The organism is Massilia antarctica (assembly GCF_015689335.1).
Lineage (GTDB): Bacteria > Pseudomonadota > Gammaproteobacteria > Burkholderiales > Burkholderiaceae_D > Telluria_A > Telluria_A antarctica.
This window is the reverse complement of the sequence record NZ_CP065053.1, coordinates 1,424,074-1,442,743: the sequence shown is the minus strand read 5'-3', so window position 1 is coordinate 1,442,743 and position 18,670 is coordinate 1,424,074. Positions and strand designations below refer to the sequence as shown.

The window sequence follows — 18,670 nt, the reverse complement described above, 5'->3', positions numbered from 1 at the left end:
GTCCCTTAGGCCAGCAGCGGCACCAGGTATTTTCCGGTGACGCTCTCGGGATTGGCGGCCACGTCTTCCGGCGTGCCGCTGGCGATGATCTTGCCGCCGCCGGCGCCGCCTTCCGGACCCAGGTCGACGATCCAGTCGGCGGTCTTGATCACATCGAGATTGTGCTCGATGATGACCAGGGTGTTGCCCTGGTCGCGCAGGCGGTGGATCACCTTGAGCAGCAGGTCGATATCGTGGAAGTGCAGGCCGGTGGTCGGCTCGTCCAGGATGTACAGGGTGCGCCCGGTGTCGCGCTTGGACAGTTCCAGCGACAGTTTCACGCGCTGCGCTTCGCCGCCCGACAGGGTGGTGGCGCTCTGGCCGAGGCGGATGTAGCCCAGGCCGACGTCGAGCAGGGTTTGCAGCTTGCGCGCGATCAGCGGCACCGGCTTGAAGAATTCGTGCGCTTCTTCCACCGTCATGCCCAGCACCTCGGTGATGTTCTTGCCCTTGTACTGCACTTCCAGGGTTTCGCGGTTATAGCGCTTGCCGTGGCAGACATCGCACGGCACGTACACGTCCGGCAGGAAGTGCATCTCGACCTTGATCACGCCATCGCCCTGGCACGCTTCGCAGCGCCCGCCCTTGACGTTGAACGAGAAGCGCCCGGCGCTGTAGCCGCGCTCCTTGGCCGCCGGCACACCAGAGAACAGGTCGCGGATCGGCGTGAACAGGCCGGTGTAGGTGGCCGGATTCGAGCGCGGCGTGCGCCCGATCGGTGCCTGGTCGACCGAGATGACCTTGTCGAAGTGTTCCAGGCCGCTGATGGAGTCGTGCGGCGCAGGTTCGGTCTGCGAACCATACAGATGGCGCGACAGGGCCGGATACAAGGTGTCGTTCACCAGCGACGATTTACCGGAACCGGAAACGCCCGTCACGCAGGTCATCAGGCCGACCGGCAGCTTGAGCGTGACCTTTTTCAGGTTGTTGCCGGTGGCGCCGGTGATCACCACTTGCTTGTTTGTATCGGCCACGTGGCGCTTCTTGGGCACCGCGATTTTCAGCGAGCCATTCAGGTAGCGCGCGGTCAGCGATTTTTTGTTCTTGAGGATATCCTTGAGCGTGCCTTCGGCGATGATTTCGCCGCCATGCACGCCGGCGCCCGGACCCATGTCGACGATGTAGTCGGCGGTGCGGATCGCGTCTTCGTCATGCTCGACCACCAGCACGCTGTTGCCGATGTCGCGCAGGTGCTTGAGCGTTTCGATCAGGCGGTCGTTGTCGCGCTGGTGCAGGCCGATCGACGGTTCATCGAGCACGTACATCACGCCGGTCAGGCCCGAACCGATTTGTGACGCCAGGCGGATGCGCTGCGCCTCGCCGCCCGACAAGGTATCGGCGCTGCGGTCGAGCGAGAGGTAGTCGAGTCCCACGTTGTTGAGGAACTTCAGGCGCGAGATGATTTCCTTGACCACGCGGTCGGCGATCTCTTTCTTGGCGCCCTTGAGGGTGAGCTTCTCGAAGAACTCCAGGCATTCGCGCAGCGGTTTGCGCGCGACCTCGTAGATGGCGCGCTGCTGCTTGCCGGTGCCGACCTTGACATAGCGCGCTTCCACGCGCAGGCGCGCGCCTTCGCACGATGGGCACTGCTTCTCGTTGATGAACTTCGCCAGCTCCTCCTTGACGGCCATCGAATCGGTTTCGCGGTAGCGCCGCTGCAGGTTGGTGACCACGCCTTCGAAGGTATGCTCGCGAATCACGGTGCGACCGCGCTCGTTTACGTAGGTGAACGGGATCGAGGTCTTGCCGGAGCCGTACAACACGGCCTGCTGCGAGGCCAGGTCGAGCTGCTCGAAGGGCATGTCGATATCGAACTCGTAGTGCGCCGCCAGGTTCGACAGCATCTGGAAGTAGAACTGATTGCGCCGGTCCCAGCCCTTCACCGCGCCCGAGGCGAGCGAGAGGTTGGGGAAGGCGACGATGCGGCGCGGGTCGAAAAATTCGATGTGACCCAGGCCGTCGCATTCGGGGCAGGCGCCCATCGGATTATTGAACGAGAACAGGCGCGGCTCCAACTCCTGCAGCGAGTAGCCGCAGGTGTTACACGCGAACTTGTTGGAGTAGACGTGTTCCGCCCCACCATCCATTTCGAGCACCACGGCGCGCCCGTCCGCCAGGCGCAGTGCGGTTTCGAAGCTTTCGGCCACGCGCTGCTTGATCTCCGGGTTCACCTTGACCCGGTCGATGACCACGTCGATGGTGTGCTTTTCGGTTTTCTTCAGCTTGGGCAGGTCGTCGATCTCGTAGATCTTGGCGTCGTGGGTGCCGCTCTGGATGCGAAAGCGCACGAAGCCCTGTGCCTGCATCGATGCGAACAGGTCGCCGTGCTCGCCCTTGCGGTTGGCCACCACGGGCGCGAGGATCATCAGCTTGGTATCTTCCGGCATGGCCAGCACCGCGTCGACCATCTGCGACACCGTCTGCGCGGCCAGCGCGTGGTCCGGGTGGTTGATGCAGTAGGGCGTGCCGACGCGCGCGTACAGGAGGCGCAGGTAATCGTGGATTTCGGTGACCGTGCCGACCGTGGAGCGCGGATTGTGCGAGGTGGCCTTCTGTTCGATCGAGATGGCCGGGGACAGGCCTTCGATCAGATCGACATCGGGCTTTTCCATCAACTGCAGGAACTGGCGTGCATAGGCCGACAGCGATTCGACATAGCGGCGCTGCCCCTCGGCATACAAGGTGTCGAACGCCAGCGACGATTTGCCGGAGCCGGACAGGCCGGTGATCACGATCAGCTTGTTGCGTGGCAGGTCGAGATTGATGTTCTTCAGGTTGTGCGTACGTGCGCCGCGAATGCGGATCTGTTCCATGTCTTGTGTGCCTTAAACGGGTCAGCTCATACTATAGCCGTGTTTCAGAAGCGACGTCTGCGGGGACGATTCTCGCGTCCGCAAGTGCGCCAGCGGCGTATTGATATTGCTCAGGGATTATGCAGCTTTGTACTGTATATAATACCAGTATTCATGCCCGGCGCAAACGGATGACGAGTCGACAAGCGCGGCCGGCAAGCCGACGCGGCAAGCCGGGGCGGCCGCGTCAAATAAAAAAGCCCATCGGGGTGCGATGGGCTTTCTGGTGCGCAGGCTGGCGCGGCAAGGCGCCGCGCGCCGGGAATTACTGGGCTTTCTTGAGATCGTCCGCCAGCATCTTGCTGACGATAGATGAAATCGTGGTCATGGCATTGCGCAGCAGTTCGGGATCCTGCATGTAGTCGTCGAACTCTTTGCCGACTTTGTTGTCTGAGTTTAAAGGCGATGCGAAGTCGGTTTTTTGCCAGGCGATGGTGCCGTCACTCTTTTTCATGACCGCCGAGACATTCATCATCGGATACAGCGAGCTGAAGCCATTCGACTGGGACAAGCCGTAGGCGTTCACCTGCAGGGTGACTTCGGCATCGCTGGCGGCTGCCGGGTCGACCACGGTCAGGCCGCTGCCTTCGGCGGCGCGCCGGAATTCGGTTTTCAGAATGTCGGGCACGGAAATCTTGGAATCGGCCATCTTGGCCACGAGCTGTCCGCTCGGGCCGGCAGCGGCGGATGCGCCGATCACGGCGCCAATCGGGCCGGCGATCATCGCCAGGGCCTGGCCGCGACCCTGATAGTACATTTTTTCAGGCAACTGGACGGCCGGATTGATCTTGACCGTCTTGATGGCGGCGCGGTCGCCGGCGCTCATGGTGGTGCTCGGGGTGCTGGCGCAGGCGCTCAGCAGGGCTACCATCGCGAGGGGCAAGACGGCTTTGGCGCCAGTGCGCAGGAAAGTAAAATTCATGGGGAGTTGTTTCGGGAAAAGGGTGAGGGGAAGTCACAGATGACGCCTTCAGTATGGCAGCGGCTTATCCTTGGAGCAACTTACAAATGATGTCGGGGCATTTTTTGAATCATTGTTGCAACATTTATATGCGGATGGAATGGCCCGCGCCGCTGGCAGGGCGGCGGCGGTGGGGGCAAGAAGGCGTTTGGAATCCCGGACGGGTGGCATATAATCCCCCTCTGGCAAAAAATCATCGCGCCGCGGGACGCCGCAGCAGTTCAACAGGAGTAATACATGGCATCAGTCAATAAAGTCATCATCGTCGGCAACTTGGGGCGCGATCCGGAAATCCGCTACATGCCCAGCGGTGACGCCATCGCCAACATCGCCGTCGCGACCTCGTACAAATCGAAGGACCGCAACACCGGCGAGCAAAAAGAGCTGACCGAATGGCACCGCATCTCGTTCTTCGGCCGCCTCGCTGAAATCGTCGGCCAATACCTGAAAAAGGGTTCCTCGGTCTACGTCGAAGGTCGCCTGCAGACCCGTAAATACACCGACAAGGATGGCGTCGAGAAGTACGCGACCGAAATCGTGGCCGAACAGATGCAGATGCTGGGCGGACGCCAGGGCATGGGCGGCGACGCCGTCGGCGGCATGGACGATGGCGGCGGCTACGATTCGCAGCCGCAGCAGAGCCGTCCGGCGCCACAGCGCCAGGCGCCACCCGCGCCCGCGGCACGTCCGGCACCGAAGCCGGCGCCGAATTTCTCGGACATGGACGACGATATTCCGTTCTAATCCAGACCAACAGGCTTTTTTGTTGAAAAGGCCCGTTCTTCGAGAGAAGAGCGGGCCTTTTCATTACCCACGAACCCTTTTTTTGATTCGTATGGTTGAGGACTGAACGACGGCTTAAAAAAATTGCTGGGTCATGCATCAGGCTCCGATGCCAGAACCCGCTTCAGGCCGGCCGCGCAATGCGGGCGATGGCCGAATGGTTGTGAATCGATTCGAAATTTTCCGCCTCGACCACATAGCCGCCCACCCGCGCATCGGCGTTGAGAGCGAGCGCCACATCGCGCACCAGATCCTCGACGAATTTCGGGTTGTCGTAAGCCCGTTCGGTGACATATTTTTCATCGGCGCGCTTGAGCAGGCCGTACACCTCGCATGAGGCGCTGCGTTCGGCCACGCCGATCAAGTCTTCCACCGTCATCGGCGCCTTCAGGTCCACCTCGATGGTGATGAGCGAGCGCTGGTTGTGCGCCCCATAGCTGGAAATTTCTTTTGAACACGGGCACAGGCTGGTGGCCGGCACCACCACCTGCATCGACGTCGTTGCCACGCCATCGGCGCCGGCGCGCACGCGCCACCGCACCTCGATGTCAAGCAAGCTCGATACGCCAGACACCGGTGCCGATTTCCTGACGAAATACGGAAAGCGCAATTCGATGGCGCCGCTGCGCGCGTCCAGCCGCGCCAGCATGTCGGCCGCCAGCGCCGCCAGGTCGGCCACGGCGTAGGGCGTGTTGCGCGCCTCGAGCAGTTCCACAAAGCGCGACATATGCGTGCCTTTCGTGGCGCCGTCCAGGCCGACCGTCATGGCAAAGGTCGCGACCGTCATCTGCGGCGCTCCCTGCGAGGCGATCGCCACTGGATAGCGCAGGCCGCGCACGCCGACGGCGTCGATGGCGATATTGCGTTGGTCGGGCTGAGACTGTACGTCGGGCAGGCGGAAGCGGTCGGGGGCATTCATGGGGTTCTTTCGATAGGGATTGCGCCGGGGCTGGCGCGACATTGGCCGGACGGCGCCGGCCTATTTGTGTTGGGTTTTCAGGTAGGCGATCAGGTCCGCGCGTTCGGTGGCGTCGGACACGGAAAAGAACATGCGCTGGCCAGGAATGAATTTTTCCGGGTTGCTCAGCCAGCGGTCGAGATTCTTTTCATTCCACACGACTTTGGACGTCTTTAACGCCGGGCTGTAATCAAAGCCGGCAACGCTGCCGGCTTTGCGCCCGACCACGCCGCGGTGGGCCGGACCGGCCACGCTCGCGTCGATCGTATGGCAGGCAATACAGCGCGCCGCGTACACCTTCTGGCCAATGACGGCGTCGCCCGCCAGGGCGCTGGCGCAGGGAATTGCCATGGCAAGCAGGCAATAGGCAAGTAGTTTCATGGCATTCCTTTAATGAAGATGAGCCCGCCGCAACGGGTGGCGGGCAAGTCAGAATCAGCTGCCGAACAGCATTGGCTTGGGCAGCGGCAGGCCGAGCGCGTGGTTCAGCACGGCCCAGTGGGCCACTTCGTCCGCGGCCAGGCGGCCAGCAATGCCGGCCAGGCCGCGGTCCTTGAACGCGGGAATGACGCCCAGGTAGGCGTTGGTGGCGCCCAGTTCAAGCGACAGCGCCAGCCTGAGGATGTCTTCCTGGTTTTTCAGGGTGTGCGCATTGAGGGCCTTGGCATAGACGTCGAGCGGTTTTTCCTCGACCGCCTTGCCACCCATTTTCTCGATTGCGCCAATCAGCAAGTCGCGATGGGCCTTGTGGTCGGCCTGGAATTGCAAGGCAATGTCGAGCACCGGCTTTTGCAGCAGGCCGCTTTGCGCGCCCAAGGTGTAGGCATTGATGCCCTGGTGTTCCAGGCCGAGGGCGACGTTGAGGATGCCGACGTCGTTGCCGACATCGGCGTGGCCGGCGGCGCCGGCGTCATGTCCGGCCAACAGCAGGACCGCGCCCGAGGACAGCAGCGCGGCGCTGCTGCCGCGCAGGAAGGAGCGGCGGGTATTTGTATGTTCCATCAATTTTTCAAACATGGTCTTCTCCAAGTGGGGGCTGGGCCGAGCAGACAAGCGCGTTCGCAAGTCCAGTGAGAACGCATCGTAAATGAATAAAAGCTATTTGTATAGTAAATTATGTTTTAAGTGTTTAAATAGGAAAAACATGTTATAGTTTCCTCATGCGCAGCCTGGCTTGTGAAGCAACTGGCAATACCGTCGCAGTCGCTGCGGCGCTCGGGATGGCCGCGTGGCCTGGACCTGGCCGATGGCGACGCCGATCCGTTTGACGGCGAACGCTGCGCCGCGCTGATCGCCGCGCTGCCGTTGAAAGCCATCTGGCAGCATGCGCGGGATTTCCACAATGGCAGCGCGGCAACGCTTGAGGACGTGGTACAACGCTACAATACGCACAAGAACTTGAAACCGAGCAACGCCGACGTGGCGGACCTGGTCGAGTATCCCAAGTCGATTTGAACGGGGCGGCACAATTGGAAGAGAACATCGATATCGTCTACCTGTGGGTCGATGGCTCGGACCCGCTGTGGCGCGCAAAGCGCCGTGCCGCGCGCGCCGGTCAAGGCGGCACGCAGCACCTGGCACGCCATGGCGATGTCGAGGGACGCTATCGCGACAACGGCGAACTGCGTTTCAACTTGCGCGCCTTGCAGACGTTCTTTCCCGGCCACGGGCATGTCTATCTGGTGACCGACGACCAGGTGCCGCACTGGCTGGTGCCTGGCGACCGCCTGACCGTCATCAGTCACCGCGCGTTGATGCCGCCGGCCGCGCTGCCGGTGTTTGATTCGTCCCATATCGAGTCCTACCTGCACCATATTCCCGGCCTTGCCGAACGCTTCATCTATTTGAACGACGATGTCTTTTTCGGTTGCGCGGTCGATCCGCAGGCATGGTTCGGCGCCGATGGGGTTGCGGTGTATGCCGATGTGGCGGCCATGGCCGATTATGAGGCGGTGCAAGCGCACCAGTCGGCGCCCGTCAACGCGTCGGTGCTGTCGCGCCAATGGCTGTCGCAACGCTATCCGCAGTACCGGCACGACGGGCGCGCGCTGGCCCATGCGCCGCGGCCGATGCTCAAGAGCCGGATGCATGAACTGGAACGGGTGGCGCCGCAACTGTTTGCCAAGGCGCGCCAGACTATTTTCCGTTCATGGCATGCGCCGTCCATCGTGGCTGACTTGCTGCCGCGTTGGCTGATTCATACCGGACACGCCGTCTGGCGCGATGTCCAGCCGCGCTACGTCAGCACCGGTGACTCCGATGCCGCTCAACAATTCGAAGAGCTCATCGGCGAGTTCGGCCGCATTCCCTTTTTTTGCATCAATGATACAAGCGACGATGCCCACCCCGGCGCGGCGTCCTTGCGCGGTGTTGCCCAGGTGCTGGCGAAGTTGTTGCCCAATCCGTGCCGCTTCGAGCTGGGCGGGGATGGCCTTGCCGACCTGGCGGCGGCCGCATAGCCTGCTTGCAATGTGGCGCATCCCAACGCCGTTCCCGCCTTTGCCAGGACGACCTGGCTTGCACCGCTCACGGTGGCACAGCCTTGAAAATTGGCGCATCGCATCGACCGTGTCCATAATCTGGCGAAATACCGGAGCGAAGGCGGCATTGCCCATGTCGCGCGTGTTGGGGCGCGGCCACGGACAAGGCGGCCAAGGCGAATGGATCGACCCGGCGGCCGAAGCGGGCAAAGCCGAGGTAGCGGAATGACGCCTCGACTTGCCGGTCGCTATGCCGGCAGTTTGTAAAGCGAAACATGTTTTATGTGTTTTAAAGTCGCGGCGGGTTAAAATGCGGATGGCGCGATTGCGCCTGGATGGATGGGCGATATCCTGCCCGCTGGAGAGATTATGTTGGACATGTTGGGAGCGACGCAGAAGCAGTTGCTCAAGGAATTGTTAAAGAATAAGGCAGGCATGACGGTCGATGAACTGTCGGTGCCATTGTCGATTACCCGCAACGCGGTGCGTCAGCATGTCGCCGCGCTGCTCAATGACGGCCTGGTGATCAAGGCGCAGACGCGCGCCTCGGGCGGGCGGCCGGAGCAACTGTACGCGCTGAGCGAGCAGGGACACGAGTGTTTCCCGCGTCACTACGTGTGGTTTGCCCAGTTGCTGGTTGAATCGGTCGAGCGCGAAGTGGGCGTCGATGGCATGGTGGAGCGCCTTGAGAAGATGGGAACCCAAGTCGGCACCGAACTGCTGGCCCAGCATCCCGGCTTGAGCGATCCGGTCAAGCGCATTGAAAAGCTCAGCACATTGATGGAACAACTCGGTTACGACGCGCATCCCGCCGCCGACGGCAAGGGCGATGCGATCGAGGCCCACAATTGCGTGTTCCACACCTTGGCGCAGCGCAATCCTCATGTGTGCCGCTTTGACCTGGCCCTGCTCGGGACGTTTACCGGCAGCACGGTCGAGCATCAGCAATGCATGGCCAAGGGCGATCAGATGTGCCGTTTTCATTTCAAGGAAAAAGACGGCGCGGCTTGAGGGGCAGGCCGCCTTGGCGGACAGTCAAGCTTGCTGCTCATCGTCGGGCCCTTATCGCAAGACTGGCTGAACGAAGCGCAACGTGTCGATGGCTCCGCTATTGAAACCAGTAAAAAACGCAAGCGGTCCGACGGTAGCTGCGAGCGGCATGCCATCCTGTTATTCGCCGAATTGACGGCAACGCCATTCGACCCGATGAAAACCCCCTACGCTACTTTCCTTGGCATTTTTGCCCTTCTATTCGCCTTTTTTGCTTCCATCGCCGTCACGCAGTTCCACACCAACGACGACGTCGCCAAGTCGCCGGCCTATGTGCTTGCGACAGCCGAACGCATCAGCCAGAAAACGCGGAACAACGACGTGACGTACCAGCTTAACTTCAGCTACGTGGTCGATGGCATCACCTACAAGAAAGATACGCAGTGGCTGAAGACACTGGCGCAAGCCGAGTCGCTGGCCGCATCGCCGGTTGAAATCGCCTACCCCACCACGGCGCCAGCCAAAGGTATTTTCAGGAGCGACTTCGACAAGCGCGACCTTGCCGAAAGCCTTGGAAGCGCGATCTGGAGCGCGCTTGAATGGGCCTTGTGCTTTTCTATCCTGGCCACGCTGTTTTTCCTTTGGAAATATCCTTCGCTGCGTGGCGACTGATCGGCGCGGCCGATGAGCCGGGGGCGATTTTTTGCCCGGGCGTTCGGCACCTCTGCATCTGGCGCCGTCAGGCTGCATTTCGCGCCTGTGCCGGGTGATTCGTCGCATGCCTTCCCTCTTCATTCCGGTCGCGGGCAAAGTGGCACCAACTTAAGCAACCTTGCGGAGCCTGCCATGCTGATTCAGATCCTGATCCACACCCCCCTCTACGTTTGGGCCATTCTCGCCTTGCTGGTGTATCGTGGCGTCGTCGCGCTGCGCGCGCGCGAGATGACGCTTGGAAAGATGTTCATCATCCCCCTCATCATGCTGGCCCTGTCCTTGCAGGACATCGCGGCAAAGTTCGGTACCGCCTTCCTCCCGCTGTCGGCCTGGGCCAGCGGCGCGGTGGTGATGACGTTGCTGGTGTGGAAGTTCGGCAGCGCAGGCATCAGCGCTGGCGCCACGCCCGGCAAGGTGCGCGTCCACGGCAGTTGGGTGCCGCTGGCGATGATGCTGGCGATTTTCTTCACCAAGTACGCCACGGCGGTGACCCTCGTCGTCCAGCCGCAGGCCAGCCACAATGCGCTGTTTTCGATGCTGGTGTGCGCCTTGTTCGGCGTCTTTAACGGCTACTTCCTGGGCGGCCTGGCACGCAATCTGACATGCTGGCAGGTATTGCGGGCGCCGGCCCGGGCAAGCAGCTACCCGGCGGCCGCGGCGTAAGCGCTACTGGAGACGGCCCGTCACTGCCGGCCGTCCCGAAGGCGGATTTTGACTCGGCGCGCCATCGGGCACATACTTTCCACTTTTGGAAAGCACAGGCAATCAGATGAATGCGCTCACGCTCCACTACCATCCCTTATCGTCCTGCTGCCACAAGGTGCTGATCGCGATCGACGCGCTCGGCATCGAAGTGGACAAGCAGCTGCTCAACCTGGGCGACCCCGATGAGCGCGCCGCCCACCTGGCGCGCTGGCCTACGGGCAAGATGCCGCTGTTGATGGACGGGCCGCGCGCGCTGCCCGAAACGAGCATCATCATCGAGTATCTCCAGCGCCACCATGCCCGCCCGGGCCGCACCTTGATTCCGGATGCGCCGGACGCAGCGCTCGAGGTGCGCTTGTGGGACCGCCTGTTCGACCTGTACGTGATGACGCCGATGCAAGCCTTGACAGCCGACCTGCTGCGGCCGGAAGGCGAGCGCGACGCGCACACCGTGGCCCAGGCGCGGGAACGCCTGTCGTCGGCCTACGCCTTCATCGAGCGCCAGCTCGAAGGCCGGACATGGGTGACCGGCGCTGCCTTCAGCATGGCCGATTGCGCCGCGGCGCCGGCCTTGTTCTATGCCGTGGCCTACGTGCCGCCGCCGCCGCGGCACGGCCACCTGGCGGCCTATGTCGAGCGCTTGATGGCGCATCCATCGGTGGCGCTCACCATCGACCAGGCACGGCCCTACTTCAAGTTCTTTCCTGGTCGCAGCGGTTTGTCCCGCCGCTACTTCGACCCGGACACGGTTTGAGGTGCATGCCGGCCTGGTCGCCGGAGCTTAAAGGCCAGGCCTGCAAGCCGGAACCGCCGGCCTGTTGGCCCCCGCTTGCAACAGGCAGCCTGGCGCCCCAGGCAATGCTGCCAACGACACATTTTTTTTGGGCCAAAGAAGTGTTGCATGCCTCGACACGAGGCGACACAGTCGGACAAGTATGTTGCAATAATGGAACAATAATCCCGAAAATGCAATGTTTTGAAAGTGTATTGACGTTTCGTATGGGATACTTGTTGCGTTTTTAACTACATATTATCCCTGAGTCATCATGAAGAAACCGCTCATCACTTTTATGGTCGTTTTTGCCATCGCGTTCGGCCTCGTCGCATGGTTTAACATCGAGAAAATCAACACCAACGCCGCCATCGCCAAATCGCCTGCCTACGTGCTGGCGACGCCGGAAGGCATTACCAAGCGAACCAAGAAGGGCAAGGTCACCTACCAGGCGAACTTCAGTTATGCCGCCGCCGGAGCAAGCTACAAAATGGACTCGCACTGGTTTGACACGCAAGAGCAAGCCCAGGCAATGGCCGACTCCCCCGTGCAGATCGCCTACGCCACCGACAAGCCGGCCGATGGTGTCTTCAAGACCGACTTCGATCAGCGCGATCCCGGCGAAGGCATGGCCAGCGCGCTGACCAGCGCCGGCATCATCGGCTTCTTCCTCGCCCTGCTCGGCACGGCGGTCCTGCTGTATCGCATCCCCTCGCTGCGCCGCTAGCAAATTGTTCGCGGGCCGCTTGTTCATCAGGAGCCGGCCCGCTGTCAGGCGGCAGCGCGCAAAGGGCGCAAAGCCGCCATGATTTCGCCGGCCAGGCACTCCACCGCCGGCGAATTGCTGTTGCGCCCCCTGATCAGCACGACGTCAAGCGGCTCCACCGGCGGCAAGCCCTCCGCTTCGCCCAGCCGCACCAGGTGCGCCGGGATGCTGCATTCGGCCAGCGCCGCCACCGCCAGTCCCGCATCGACCATCGCCACGATGCCCAGCAGGCTCGGACTGCTGTAGGTCGCGCCGTACGGCCTGCCGCATTGCTCCAGCGCGGCCAGGGTGTGCGCGCGCGCCGCGCAGCCCTGGTCGAACAGCGCCACCGGCAGCGGCGACTTTTTCCATACCGCATGCCGTTGCGAGCCGACCCAGACCATCGCTTCACGCCGGATCAGGCTGCCTTCCAGGCCGTCGGCGCGGGTCACGAACGCCAGGTCGATCTGGCCCTTTTGCAGCATCGGCTTGAGCAAGGTGCTTTGCAGGCAGACCAGCTCGATCTCGACATTGGCGAACAGCTTGGTGAAGCGCTCCAGCACCGGCGGCAGCAGGGACGCCACATAGTCGTCGGGCGCGCCGAGCACCACGCGCCCGACCACCTCTTGCGTGCGCAGCGCGGCCAGCGCCTGCGCCTCAAGCGCGAGCATCTGGCGCGCATACGGCAGCAGGCGTTCGCCCGCCGCCGTCAGCCCGATGCGGCGCGTGTGGCGCGCGAACAGCGCCTGTCCGACCGTCTCCTCCAGCTTCATGATCTGCATGCTCACCGCCGCCTGCGAACGGTGTACGACGTCGGCCGCGCCGACAAAGCTCATGTGGTCGGCCGCGGCGACAAAGGTGCGCAGCTGGTTCAGGTTCAGGTCGGGTTTCATGGTTTCGATTATCGAATGAATTTCATAAAATAAATCAGCTTGTTTGATGTGTGGCGCTGCCCGATGATAGCCCGGAACCACTTACAGGAGCACCTCATGTCCAACCCCGCCATCTCTTTCGCCGCAGCCATGCTCATGCTTGGCACCTTGGGTATCTTCTTCCACGAAGCCGCGCTGGCGCCCGTGATGACCGTGTTTTTCCGCTGCGCTTTCGGGGCCGCCATCCTGCTGGCGTACTGTGCGTACAAAGGCATGCTCAAGCGCAGCAATGTCTCGATGAAGAATCTGGGGCTGGCCCTCGGCAGCGGCATTCTGATGTGCGTCAACTGGGTGATGTTCTTTGAAGCGATCGCCCGCATCGGCATTTCCGTGACCACCATCGTGTACCACGTGCAACCGTTCCTGGTCCTGATTTTCGGCTCGCTCCTGCTCAAGGAAAGGGTCGGCGCCAACAATATCGGCTGGGTCGGCGTGGGATTCGCCGGCCTCGTGCTGGCATGCGGACTGCGCACCGACATGGCGCTCAGTTCCACCTATCTGATCGGCATTGCCTGCACCCTCGGCGCCGCCGTCGCCTACGCCGGCGTCACCCTCACCACGCGCGCCATTCGCGGCATGCCGCCCCATCTGACCGCCTTGACCCACTGCCTCACCGGCACCGTGCTCACGGCCGGGTTCTTCAGCATGCCCGCCGGCGGCATCGGCGTCAATCAGTGGGGCTGGCTGGCGGGCCTGGGCTTGATTCCCACCGCGCTCGCCTACGTGATGGTGTACGGCGCCACGCCGCGCATGAACACGGCCATCATCGCCGTGCTCACCTTTCTGTATCCGGCCGCGGCGGTGGTGGTCGATGTTGCCGTCTACGGCCACGCGCTCGGTGCGATGCAACTGGCCGGCTTTGCGCTCATCGCCAGCGCCACGCTCGGGGTCAACCTGCAATGGCAGTTCTTCCCTTCCCTGAAAGGCGCATGATGCAACCCTATCAAGCCCGGCGCGCGCGGCTGATCGCGCAGATGTGCAAGCACGGCGGCGGCGTCGCCATCATTCCCACCGCATCCGAAGTCATGCGCAACAACGATGTCGAGTACCCGTTCCGGCACGACAGCTATTTTCATTATCTCTCCGGCGTGACCGAGCCGGAAGCCGTGATCGTGCTGGTGGCGGGGGCGCAATCGCGCGCCATCCTGTTCTGCCGCGACAAGGATGCCGCCCACGAAATCTGGCATGGCTTCCGGCATGGCCCGGACGGCGCCTGCGCGCATTTCGGGTTCGAGCAGGCGTTTTCCATCGCGGCGCTCGACCAGCATCTGCCGGGCCTGCTGGCCGATTCGCCAGCCCTGTACGCCGGCATGGGCCGCAACGCGCCCTTCGACGAGCGCCTCAACGGAGCGCTAAGGGGCTTGCGCGGCGCGGCGCGCTCCGGCATGCGGGCGCCGGCGCTGATCCACGACGTCCATATGCTGATCGATGACATGCGGCTGCTCAAGGATGGCGGTGAACTCGACATCATGCGGCGCAGCGCCGCCGTGGCGGCCGATGCCCATCTGCGCGCCATGCGCATGGCGCGTGCGGGACTGGCCGAATACCAGGTCGAGGCCGAATTGCTGTACGAATTCCACCGCCAGGGCGCGGCGGCGCCGGCGTATCCATCCATCGTGGCGGCGGGCGCGAATGCCTGCGTGCTGCACCACAACCCCGGCCGCACCCAACTGCGCGATGGCGAGCTGCTGCTGATCGATGCCGGCTGCGAACTGGACAGCTACGCGTCGGACATCACGCGCACCTTTCCCGTCAACGGCCGCTTTTCGCCGGCGCAAAGGCGGATCTACGAGATCGTGCTAGCCGCCCAGCTGGCCGCGCTTGCCGCCGTGAAGCCCGGTGCGCACGTGATGGCGCCGCACGAGGCCGCAGTGCGCATCCTGTCCCAGGGAATGCTCGACACCGGCTTGCTCGATGCCGGCCGGGTCGGGTCGCTCGACGACGTCATCGCCAGCGGCGCCTGGCGCCAGTTCTTCATGTGCAAAACCAGCCACTGGCTCGGCATGGACGTGCATGATGTCGGCAGCTACCGCGAACCGGGCACCGATGCCTGGCGCATCCTGCACCCGGGCATGACACTTACCGTCGAACCGGGCCTGTACATCAGGCCCGCGCCCGGCGTGCCGGAACAGTTCTGGCACATCGGCATCCGGATCGAGGATGACGTGGCGGTGACCGCATCGGGCCGGGAAGTGCTCAGTGCCGGCGTACCCAAGGCAATCGACGACATCGAAGCGCTGATGGGTTGACAAAGGCATGCCGACATCCCTTCGCCAAGCGCATCCGGTTTTGCCAGCCGCGCCCTGACGGTTGGTGGTTCGACAGCTACATCTGCCGAAAATGATGCAGGTAACTCCGGCTGACCGGCAGCACTTCCGCGCGTCCGCGCAAGTGCACGTCGGCCGTCTCGTTCACCCCGCGCACCACTTCGCTCACGTAATGCAGATTGACGATCACAGAGCGGTGAATCTGCACGAAGCGGTCCGGATCGAGTTCGTCGCCCAGTTCGCGGATGCTCTTGCGAATCAGAACCTCGCCTTCGTCCCACACCACCGAGGTGTACTTGCCATCGGCGCGCATGAAGGCCACCTGCTCGACCGCAATCAAGCGCACCCGGCTGCCGACCGAGGCCTTGATCCACTGCAGCCAAGTGCGCGTGCCTGCGCGCTGGCGCAGCTCGTTGGCCATGCGCTCGAGCACCGAATCGAAGGACATGCCCGCGTCGGGCGCGCGCCCCAGCCGTTCCTGCAAGCGCTGCACCGTGTCGGCCAGGCGCGCCGGATCGACCGGCTTGACCAGATAATCGATGGCGCCCTGCTCGAAGGCCTGCACCGCGTACTGCTCATACGCGGTAATGAACACGATCTGCGCCCGCCGCCCCAGCGCCCGCGCCGCCTCGATGCCATTCAGTCCCGGCATGTGCACGTCCAGGAACACGATGGCCGGCTGGTGCTGGTCGAACAGTTCAATCGCCTCGGCGCCATTGCGCGCCTCGGCCACGATGTCCAGCGCCGGCCACAGCCGCGCCAGCTGCGCGCGCAGGTGCTCGCGCAGCAGCGGTTCATCGTCGGCGATCAGGGCGCTAGGATGGTTCATGCGGTGCTCCGTGGGTGAAAAGTCAGTTCGACGTGCAAGCCGTGCGGCAGCTGTTCATGTAAATCGAGCTTGGCGCCGTCCCCGTAGAATGCCTGCAGGCGCGTACGCACATTGTTCAACCCGGTGCCCGGCTGGCTCAATTCCGACATGCCCATGCCGGTGTCGCTCACCCACAGGCTCACCCTGCCGCTGGCGCCATCGAGCTTGCCGCCGACCTCGATGCAGCCGCCGTCAAGGCTCGGATCGATACCGTGCCGCACCGCGTTCTCCACCAGGGTCAGCAAGGCCATCGCCGGGAACGGCAACCCGTTCAGCACCGCCGGCGTGTCCACGGTGAAGCGCAGGCGGTCGGGCATGCGCATGTGCATCAGCTCCAGATACGCGCGCACCAGCTGCAGCTCGGTGTCGAGGGTGGCGTCGGCATCGTTCAAACGCGGCATCGCGGCCTTGAGGTAGGCGATCAGATGGCGCAGCACCGGCCCTGCGTTGTCGGACTTGGCCTCGACCAGCGCCGCGATATTGGCCAAGGTATTGAACAGGAAATGCGGCTCGATCTGGGCTTGCAGCAGGCGCAGGCGAGAGTCGAGCAGCTCGCGCTCCAAGGTATGGCGTTCGCGTTCGTCCTGCAAGCGCGCAGTACGCTCGCGCTCCTTGCGCTCCAGGCGCAGCGCCACCAAGGTCACCAGCAGCCCGACGACCAGCGCGACCACGGCCAGCATGATGTAGCCGTACACCAGTTCGCGCTTGGCGGGGCTGTTTTCCGTCAGCCGGAAAATGGCCAGGGTGGCCAGCGGCGCCATCAGCGCCACCGCCAGCACCCGTGCCAGGGGCGATGGCAGCGCCCGCTGGCGCAGCGCCCCGGTGGCCGTATAGGTGAACAGCAAGGCGATGGCGATGAAACCGATGCGCAGCAGCACCGACAAAAACGGTCCCGACGACAAGGTTGCCAGTACCCACGTCAACTGCAGCGTGACGAAGGTCACCACCAGCGACTGGCGCATGGTCGGCAGCGCCGGGTTGCGCGAGGGCAGGGAAGGTGGTGGCGCGTTCATCATCCCGCCACAATAACCGTTCGCCGACCGTCGTTCAAGCCCGGAAAACCGCCGCCGGTCGCGCCGATCGCCGGGCGCCCTCGCCAGCGGCTCCGCTTCCTTCTACTCTGTGCACAGCCGATATAACTCGAAAGGATGTCACATGAACTCGCACACCGCCGTCAGCATGCCGCGCACGGCACCAACAAGCACGGCGGGCGCGGGCGCGCGGCGCGACACCGTCGATACCGCGCTGGCGTGGTCGGCGCGCTTGTGGTTCGGCGTGGCGATACTGGGACAATTGCTGTTTGCCTGGTACGTCGCGCTGTTCTACGGCGGCGCGCTGGCGCACGGCGACCTGGCGCAGTGGAACAAGGTCATGCCGCGCGGCTATGTGGCCGGCGACACGGCCGGCAATGCCGCCGTCGGCATGCATGTGCTGGTGGCGGTCGTCATCACCGTCGGCGGCGCGCTTCAGTTGCTGACGCCGCTGCGCCGCCTGGCACCGGTGTTTCACCGCTGGAACGGGCGCATGTATGTGCTGCTGGCGGTCGCGTCGAGCCTGGTCGGCCTGTACATGGTGTGGTTTCGCGGCGCGGTGGGCGGCCTGGCGCAGCACGTGGGCATCAGCGGCAACGCCGTGCTGATCGTGCTGTGCGCCGTCCTGGCCGTGCACCATGCGCGCGCCGGCCGCATCATGCTGCACCGGCGCTGGGCGCTACGCCTGTTCCTGGCGGTGAGCGGCGTGTGGTTCTTCCGGATCGGCCTGATGGCCTGGATCGTCGCCAACCGCGGTCCGGCCGGGTTCGATCCGGTGACCTTCCAGGGGCCGTTCCTGAGCTTCCTGTCGTTTGCCCAGTACCTGCTGCCGCTGGCGGTGCTGGAACTGTATGCGCGCGCGCAGGCCAGCGATAGCGTGGCGGCGCGCGGTACGATGGCCGTCGTCATGCTGGGGCTGGGTGCGGCGACGGCGGCCGGTAGCGCTGCCGCCGCGATGATCCTGTGGCTGCCGCATCTTTGAAACGTCGCTCAGGCGGGGAAAGCCTCGGCTGTCGTACGCACGGCCAGTGAACTGCCGGCGGGCACCGGCAACCCTGACCATACCCAGTTGTGGTGCGCGATGATGGCCGGCGCGTCGAGGTGGGGGCGGTCGGCGGTGGTGTGCGCATCCGACAAGGCCACCACGTTCAAACCGCGCGAGGTTGCCGCGCGCACGGCGGTATCGATGCAAAATTCCGTGGCGAAGCCGCTGATGTACAGGGTCGAGGTGGCGCTGGCCGCCAGCTGCGCCGCCAGGCCGGTCGCGGCGAACGAGTCGCCGGCCAGCTTGAGCACCGTGCTGTCGGCGGCATCCTTTTCCAGCGCAGTGATCACTTGCCAGGGCGCCGAGCCGATGGGGGCGTCCGCGTCCGAATGCTGGACGAAAATCACCTTGCCGCCCTGCGCGCGGACCTGCCTGGCGGCGTGATTGATGCGCCCGACAATGGCGGCGCTGTCGAAACACGGTTGGGCGGGATTGTCCAGCCACGCATTCTGCATGTCGATGATCAAGAGTGTGTTCATGGGTCCGGTTCGTTGTGAAGGAGAGGTGCCCAGTGTTATCGAAAACGAA

20 protein-coding genes are annotated in these 18,670 nt (G+C 63.5%); 11 read left to right on the top strand and 9 right to left on the bottom strand.

Features of this window, described 5'->3' with window-relative positions; all coding sequences use genetic code 11:
- Nucleotides 1-5 precede the first annotated feature (5 nt).
- On the bottom strand, nt 6-2,852 hold the full coding sequence (uvrA, locus tag IV454_RS06525; protein WP_206090805.1) for an excinuclease ABC subunit UvrA: 2,847 nt from the start codon (nt 2,850-2,852) through the stop codon (nt 6-8).
- Between the two features lie 304 nt (nt 2,853-3,156).
- Entirely contained in the window at nt 3,157-3,813 is a 657-nt protein-coding gene (locus IV454_RS06520) for a YajG family lipoprotein (protein ID WP_206090804.1), read from the bottom strand.
- A gap of 276 nt (nt 3,814-4,089) precedes the next feature.
- Between IV454_RS06520 and ssb the strand changes: the two genes are divergently transcribed.
- Entirely contained in the window at nt 4,090-4,596 is a 507-nt protein-coding gene (ssb, locus tag IV454_RS06515) for a single-stranded DNA-binding protein (RefSeq protein WP_206090803.1), read from the top strand.
- 163 nt (nt 4,597-4,759) lie between these two features.
- Here ssb and folE2 read toward each other — a convergent pair whose 3' ends face one another.
- From folE2 to IV454_RS06500, 3 genes are read right to left on the bottom strand one after another with little or no spacing between them, the layout of a single operon-like run.
- A complete protein-coding gene (gene folE2 / locus IV454_RS06510; RefSeq protein WP_206090802.1) occupies nt 4,760-5,554 on the bottom strand; it encodes a GTP cyclohydrolase FolE2 in 795 nt (264 codons plus the stop codon).
- A 60-nt stretch (nt 5,555-5,614) separates the two neighbouring features.
- Complete coding sequence (locus IV454_RS06505; protein ID WP_206090801.1) at nt 5,615-5,974, bottom strand: c-type cytochrome; 360 nt, start codon at nt 5,972-5,974, stop codon at nt 5,615-5,617.
- Between the two features lie 54 nt (nt 5,975-6,028).
- Complete coding sequence (locus IV454_RS06500) at nt 6,029-6,610, bottom strand: ferritin-like domain-containing protein (protein ID WP_370663773.1); 582 nt, start codon at nt 6,608-6,610, stop codon at nt 6,029-6,031.
- 159 nt (nt 6,611-6,769) lie between these two features.
- On the opposite strand from IV454_RS06500, the gene IV454_RS06495 reads away from it, so the two are divergent.
- The 7 genes from IV454_RS06495 to IV454_RS06465 all read left to right on the top strand — a co-directional run bounded on the left by IV454_RS06495 (nt 6,770) and on the right by IV454_RS06465 (nt 11,981).
- Complete coding sequence (locus IV454_RS06495; protein ID WP_206090800.1) at nt 6,770-7,048, top strand: hypothetical protein; 279 nt, start codon at nt 6,770-6,772, stop codon at nt 7,046-7,048.
- Nucleotides 7,049-7,062: 14 nt separating this feature from the next.
- Nucleotides 7,063-8,052, top strand: a complete 990-nt coding sequence (locus IV454_RS06490; RefSeq protein WP_229522095.1) for a stealth family protein — start codon at nt 7,063-7,065, stop codon at nt 8,050-8,052.
- Nucleotides 8,053-8,442: 390 nt separating this feature from the next.
- Nucleotides 8,443-9,084 carry a helix-turn-helix transcriptional regulator gene (locus IV454_RS06485; protein ID WP_206090798.1) on the top strand — a complete coding sequence of 214 codons (642 nt, stop codon included), beginning with the start codon at nt 8,443-8,445 and terminating at the stop codon, nt 9,082-9,084.
- A gap of 30 nt (nt 9,085-9,114) precedes the next feature.
- Complete coding sequence (locus IV454_RS06480; RefSeq protein ID WP_206090797.1) at nt 9,115-9,735, top strand: hypothetical protein; 621 nt, start codon at nt 9,115-9,117, stop codon at nt 9,733-9,735.
- Nucleotides 9,736-9,909: 174 nt separating this feature from the next.
- Nucleotides 9,910-10,440: a DUF6622 family protein gene (locus IV454_RS06475; RefSeq protein WP_206090796.1), complete on the top strand. Its 531-nt coding sequence runs from the start codon at nt 9,910-9,912 to the stop codon at nt 10,438-10,440.
- Between the two features lie 106 nt (nt 10,441-10,546).
- A complete protein-coding gene (locus tag IV454_RS06470; protein ID WP_206090795.1) occupies nt 10,547-11,236 on the top strand; it encodes a glutathione S-transferase family protein in 690 nt (229 codons plus the stop codon).
- Between the two features lie 292 nt (nt 11,237-11,528).
- A complete protein-coding gene (locus IV454_RS06465) occupies nt 11,529-11,981 on the top strand; it encodes a DUF3592 domain-containing protein (RefSeq protein WP_206090794.1) in 453 nt (150 codons plus the stop codon).
- A 44-nt stretch (nt 11,982-12,025) separates the two neighbouring features.
- Here IV454_RS06465 and IV454_RS06460 read toward each other — a convergent pair whose 3' ends face one another.
- Nucleotides 12,026-12,892: a LysR family transcriptional regulator gene (locus tag IV454_RS06460; RefSeq protein ID WP_206090793.1), complete on the bottom strand. Its 867-nt coding sequence runs from the start codon at nt 12,890-12,892 to the stop codon at nt 12,026-12,028.
- A 96-nt stretch (nt 12,893-12,988) separates the two neighbouring features.
- Between IV454_RS06460 and IV454_RS06455 the strand changes: the two genes are divergently transcribed.
- Together IV454_RS06455 and IV454_RS06450 are read left to right on the top strand one after the other, a co-directional pair.
- A complete protein-coding gene (locus IV454_RS06455; protein ID WP_206090792.1) occupies nt 12,989-13,864 on the top strand; it encodes a DMT family transporter in 876 nt (291 codons plus the stop codon).
- Entirely contained in the window at nt 13,864-15,180 is a 1,317-nt protein-coding gene (locus tag IV454_RS06450; protein WP_206092574.1) for an aminopeptidase P N-terminal domain-containing protein, read from the top strand. Before IV454_RS06455 ends, IV454_RS06450 begins: the two co-directional genes overlap by 1 nt.
- Before the next feature lie 76 nt (nt 15,181-15,256).
- Here the strand turns inward: IV454_RS06450 and IV454_RS06445 are convergent, their stop codons facing one another.
- Together IV454_RS06445 and IV454_RS06440 are read right to left on the bottom strand one after the other, a co-directional pair.
- On the bottom strand, nt 15,257-16,027 hold the full coding sequence (locus tag IV454_RS06445; RefSeq protein WP_206090791.1) for a LytR/AlgR family response regulator transcription factor: 771 nt from the start codon (nt 16,025-16,027) through the stop codon (nt 15,257-15,259).
- Nucleotides 16,024-17,079 (bottom strand): sensor histidine kinase, encoded by a 1,056-nt coding sequence (locus IV454_RS06440; protein WP_206090790.1) that lies wholly within the window; start codon nt 17,077-17,079, stop codon nt 16,024-16,026. Before IV454_RS06440 ends, IV454_RS06445 begins: the two co-directional genes overlap by 4 nt.
- A 142-nt stretch (nt 17,080-17,221) precedes the next feature.
- On the opposite strand from IV454_RS06440, the gene IV454_RS06435 reads away from it, so the two are divergent.
- Nucleotides 17,222-18,079: a DUF2306 domain-containing protein gene (locus IV454_RS06435; RefSeq protein WP_206090789.1), complete on the top strand. Its 858-nt coding sequence runs from the start codon at nt 17,222-17,224 to the stop codon at nt 18,077-18,079.
- An 8-nt stretch (nt 18,080-18,087) separates the two neighbouring features.
- Here IV454_RS06435 and IV454_RS06430 read toward each other — a convergent pair whose 3' ends face one another.
- Nucleotides 18,088-18,621 (bottom strand): isochorismatase family protein, encoded by a 534-nt coding sequence (locus IV454_RS06430; RefSeq protein ID WP_206090788.1) that lies wholly within the window; start codon nt 18,619-18,621, stop codon nt 18,088-18,090.
- Between the last annotated feature and the right edge of the window lie 49 nt (nt 18,622-18,670).

Coding starts and splice junctions, on each gene's coding strand:
- IV454_RS06460 (WP_206090793.1), bottom strand. CDS start 12,892: ATGAAACCCGACCTGAACCTGAACCAGCTGCGCACCTTTGTCGCCGCG.
- IV454_RS06455 (WP_206090792.1), top strand. CDS start 12,989: ATGTCCAACCCCGCCATCTCTTTCGCCGCAGCCATGCTCATGCTTGGC.
- IV454_RS06475 (WP_206090796.1), top strand. CDS start 9,910: ATGCTGATTCAGATCCTGATCCACACCCCCCTCTACGTTTGGGCCATT.
- IV454_RS06450 (WP_206092574.1), top strand. CDS start 13,864: ATGCAACCCTATCAAGCCCGGCGCGCGCGGCTGATCGCGCAGATGTGC.
- IV454_RS06465 (WP_206090794.1), top strand. CDS start 11,529: ATGAAGAAACCGCTCATCACTTTTATGGTCGTTTTTGCCATCGCGTTC.
- IV454_RS06435 (WP_206090789.1), top strand. CDS start 17,222: ATGAACTCGCACACCGCCGTCAGCATGCCGCGCACGGCACCAACAAGC.
- IV454_RS06520 (WP_206090804.1), bottom strand. CDS start 3,813: ATGAATTTTACTTTCCTGCGCACTGGCGCCAAAGCCGTCTTGCCCCTC.
- IV454_RS06470 (WP_206090795.1), top strand. CDS start 10,547: ATGAATGCGCTCACGCTCCACTACCATCCCTTATCGTCCTGCTGCCAC.
- ssb (WP_206090803.1), top strand. CDS start 4,090: ATGGCATCAGTCAATAAAGTCATCATCGTCGGCAACTTGGGGCGCGAT.
- IV454_RS06485 (WP_206090798.1), top strand. CDS start 8,443: ATGTTGGACATGTTGGGAGCGACGCAGAAGCAGTTGCTCAAGGAATTG.
- folE2 (WP_206090802.1), bottom strand. CDS start 5,554: ATGAATGCCCCCGACCGCTTCCGCCTGCCCGACGTACAGTCTCAGCCC.
- IV454_RS06440 (WP_206090790.1), bottom strand. CDS start 17,079: ATGAACGCGCCACCACCTTCCCTGCCCTCGCGCAACCCGGCGCTGCCG.
- IV454_RS06430 (WP_206090788.1), bottom strand. CDS start 18,621: ATGAACACACTCTTGATCATCGACATGCAGAATGCGTGGCTGGACAAT.
- IV454_RS06505 (WP_206090801.1), bottom strand. CDS start 5,974: ATGAAACTACTTGCCTATTGCCTGCTTGCCATGGCAATTCCCTGCGCC.
- uvrA (WP_206090805.1), bottom strand. CDS start 2,852: ATGGAACAGATCCGCATTCGCGGCGCACGTACGCACAACCTGAAGAAC.
- IV454_RS06500 (WP_370663773.1), bottom strand. CDS start 6,610: ATGTTTGAAAAATTGATGGAACATACAAATACCCGCCGCTCCTTCCTG.
- IV454_RS06445 (WP_206090791.1), bottom strand. CDS start 16,027: ATGAACCATCCTAGCGCCCTGATCGCCGACGATGAACCGCTGCTGCGC.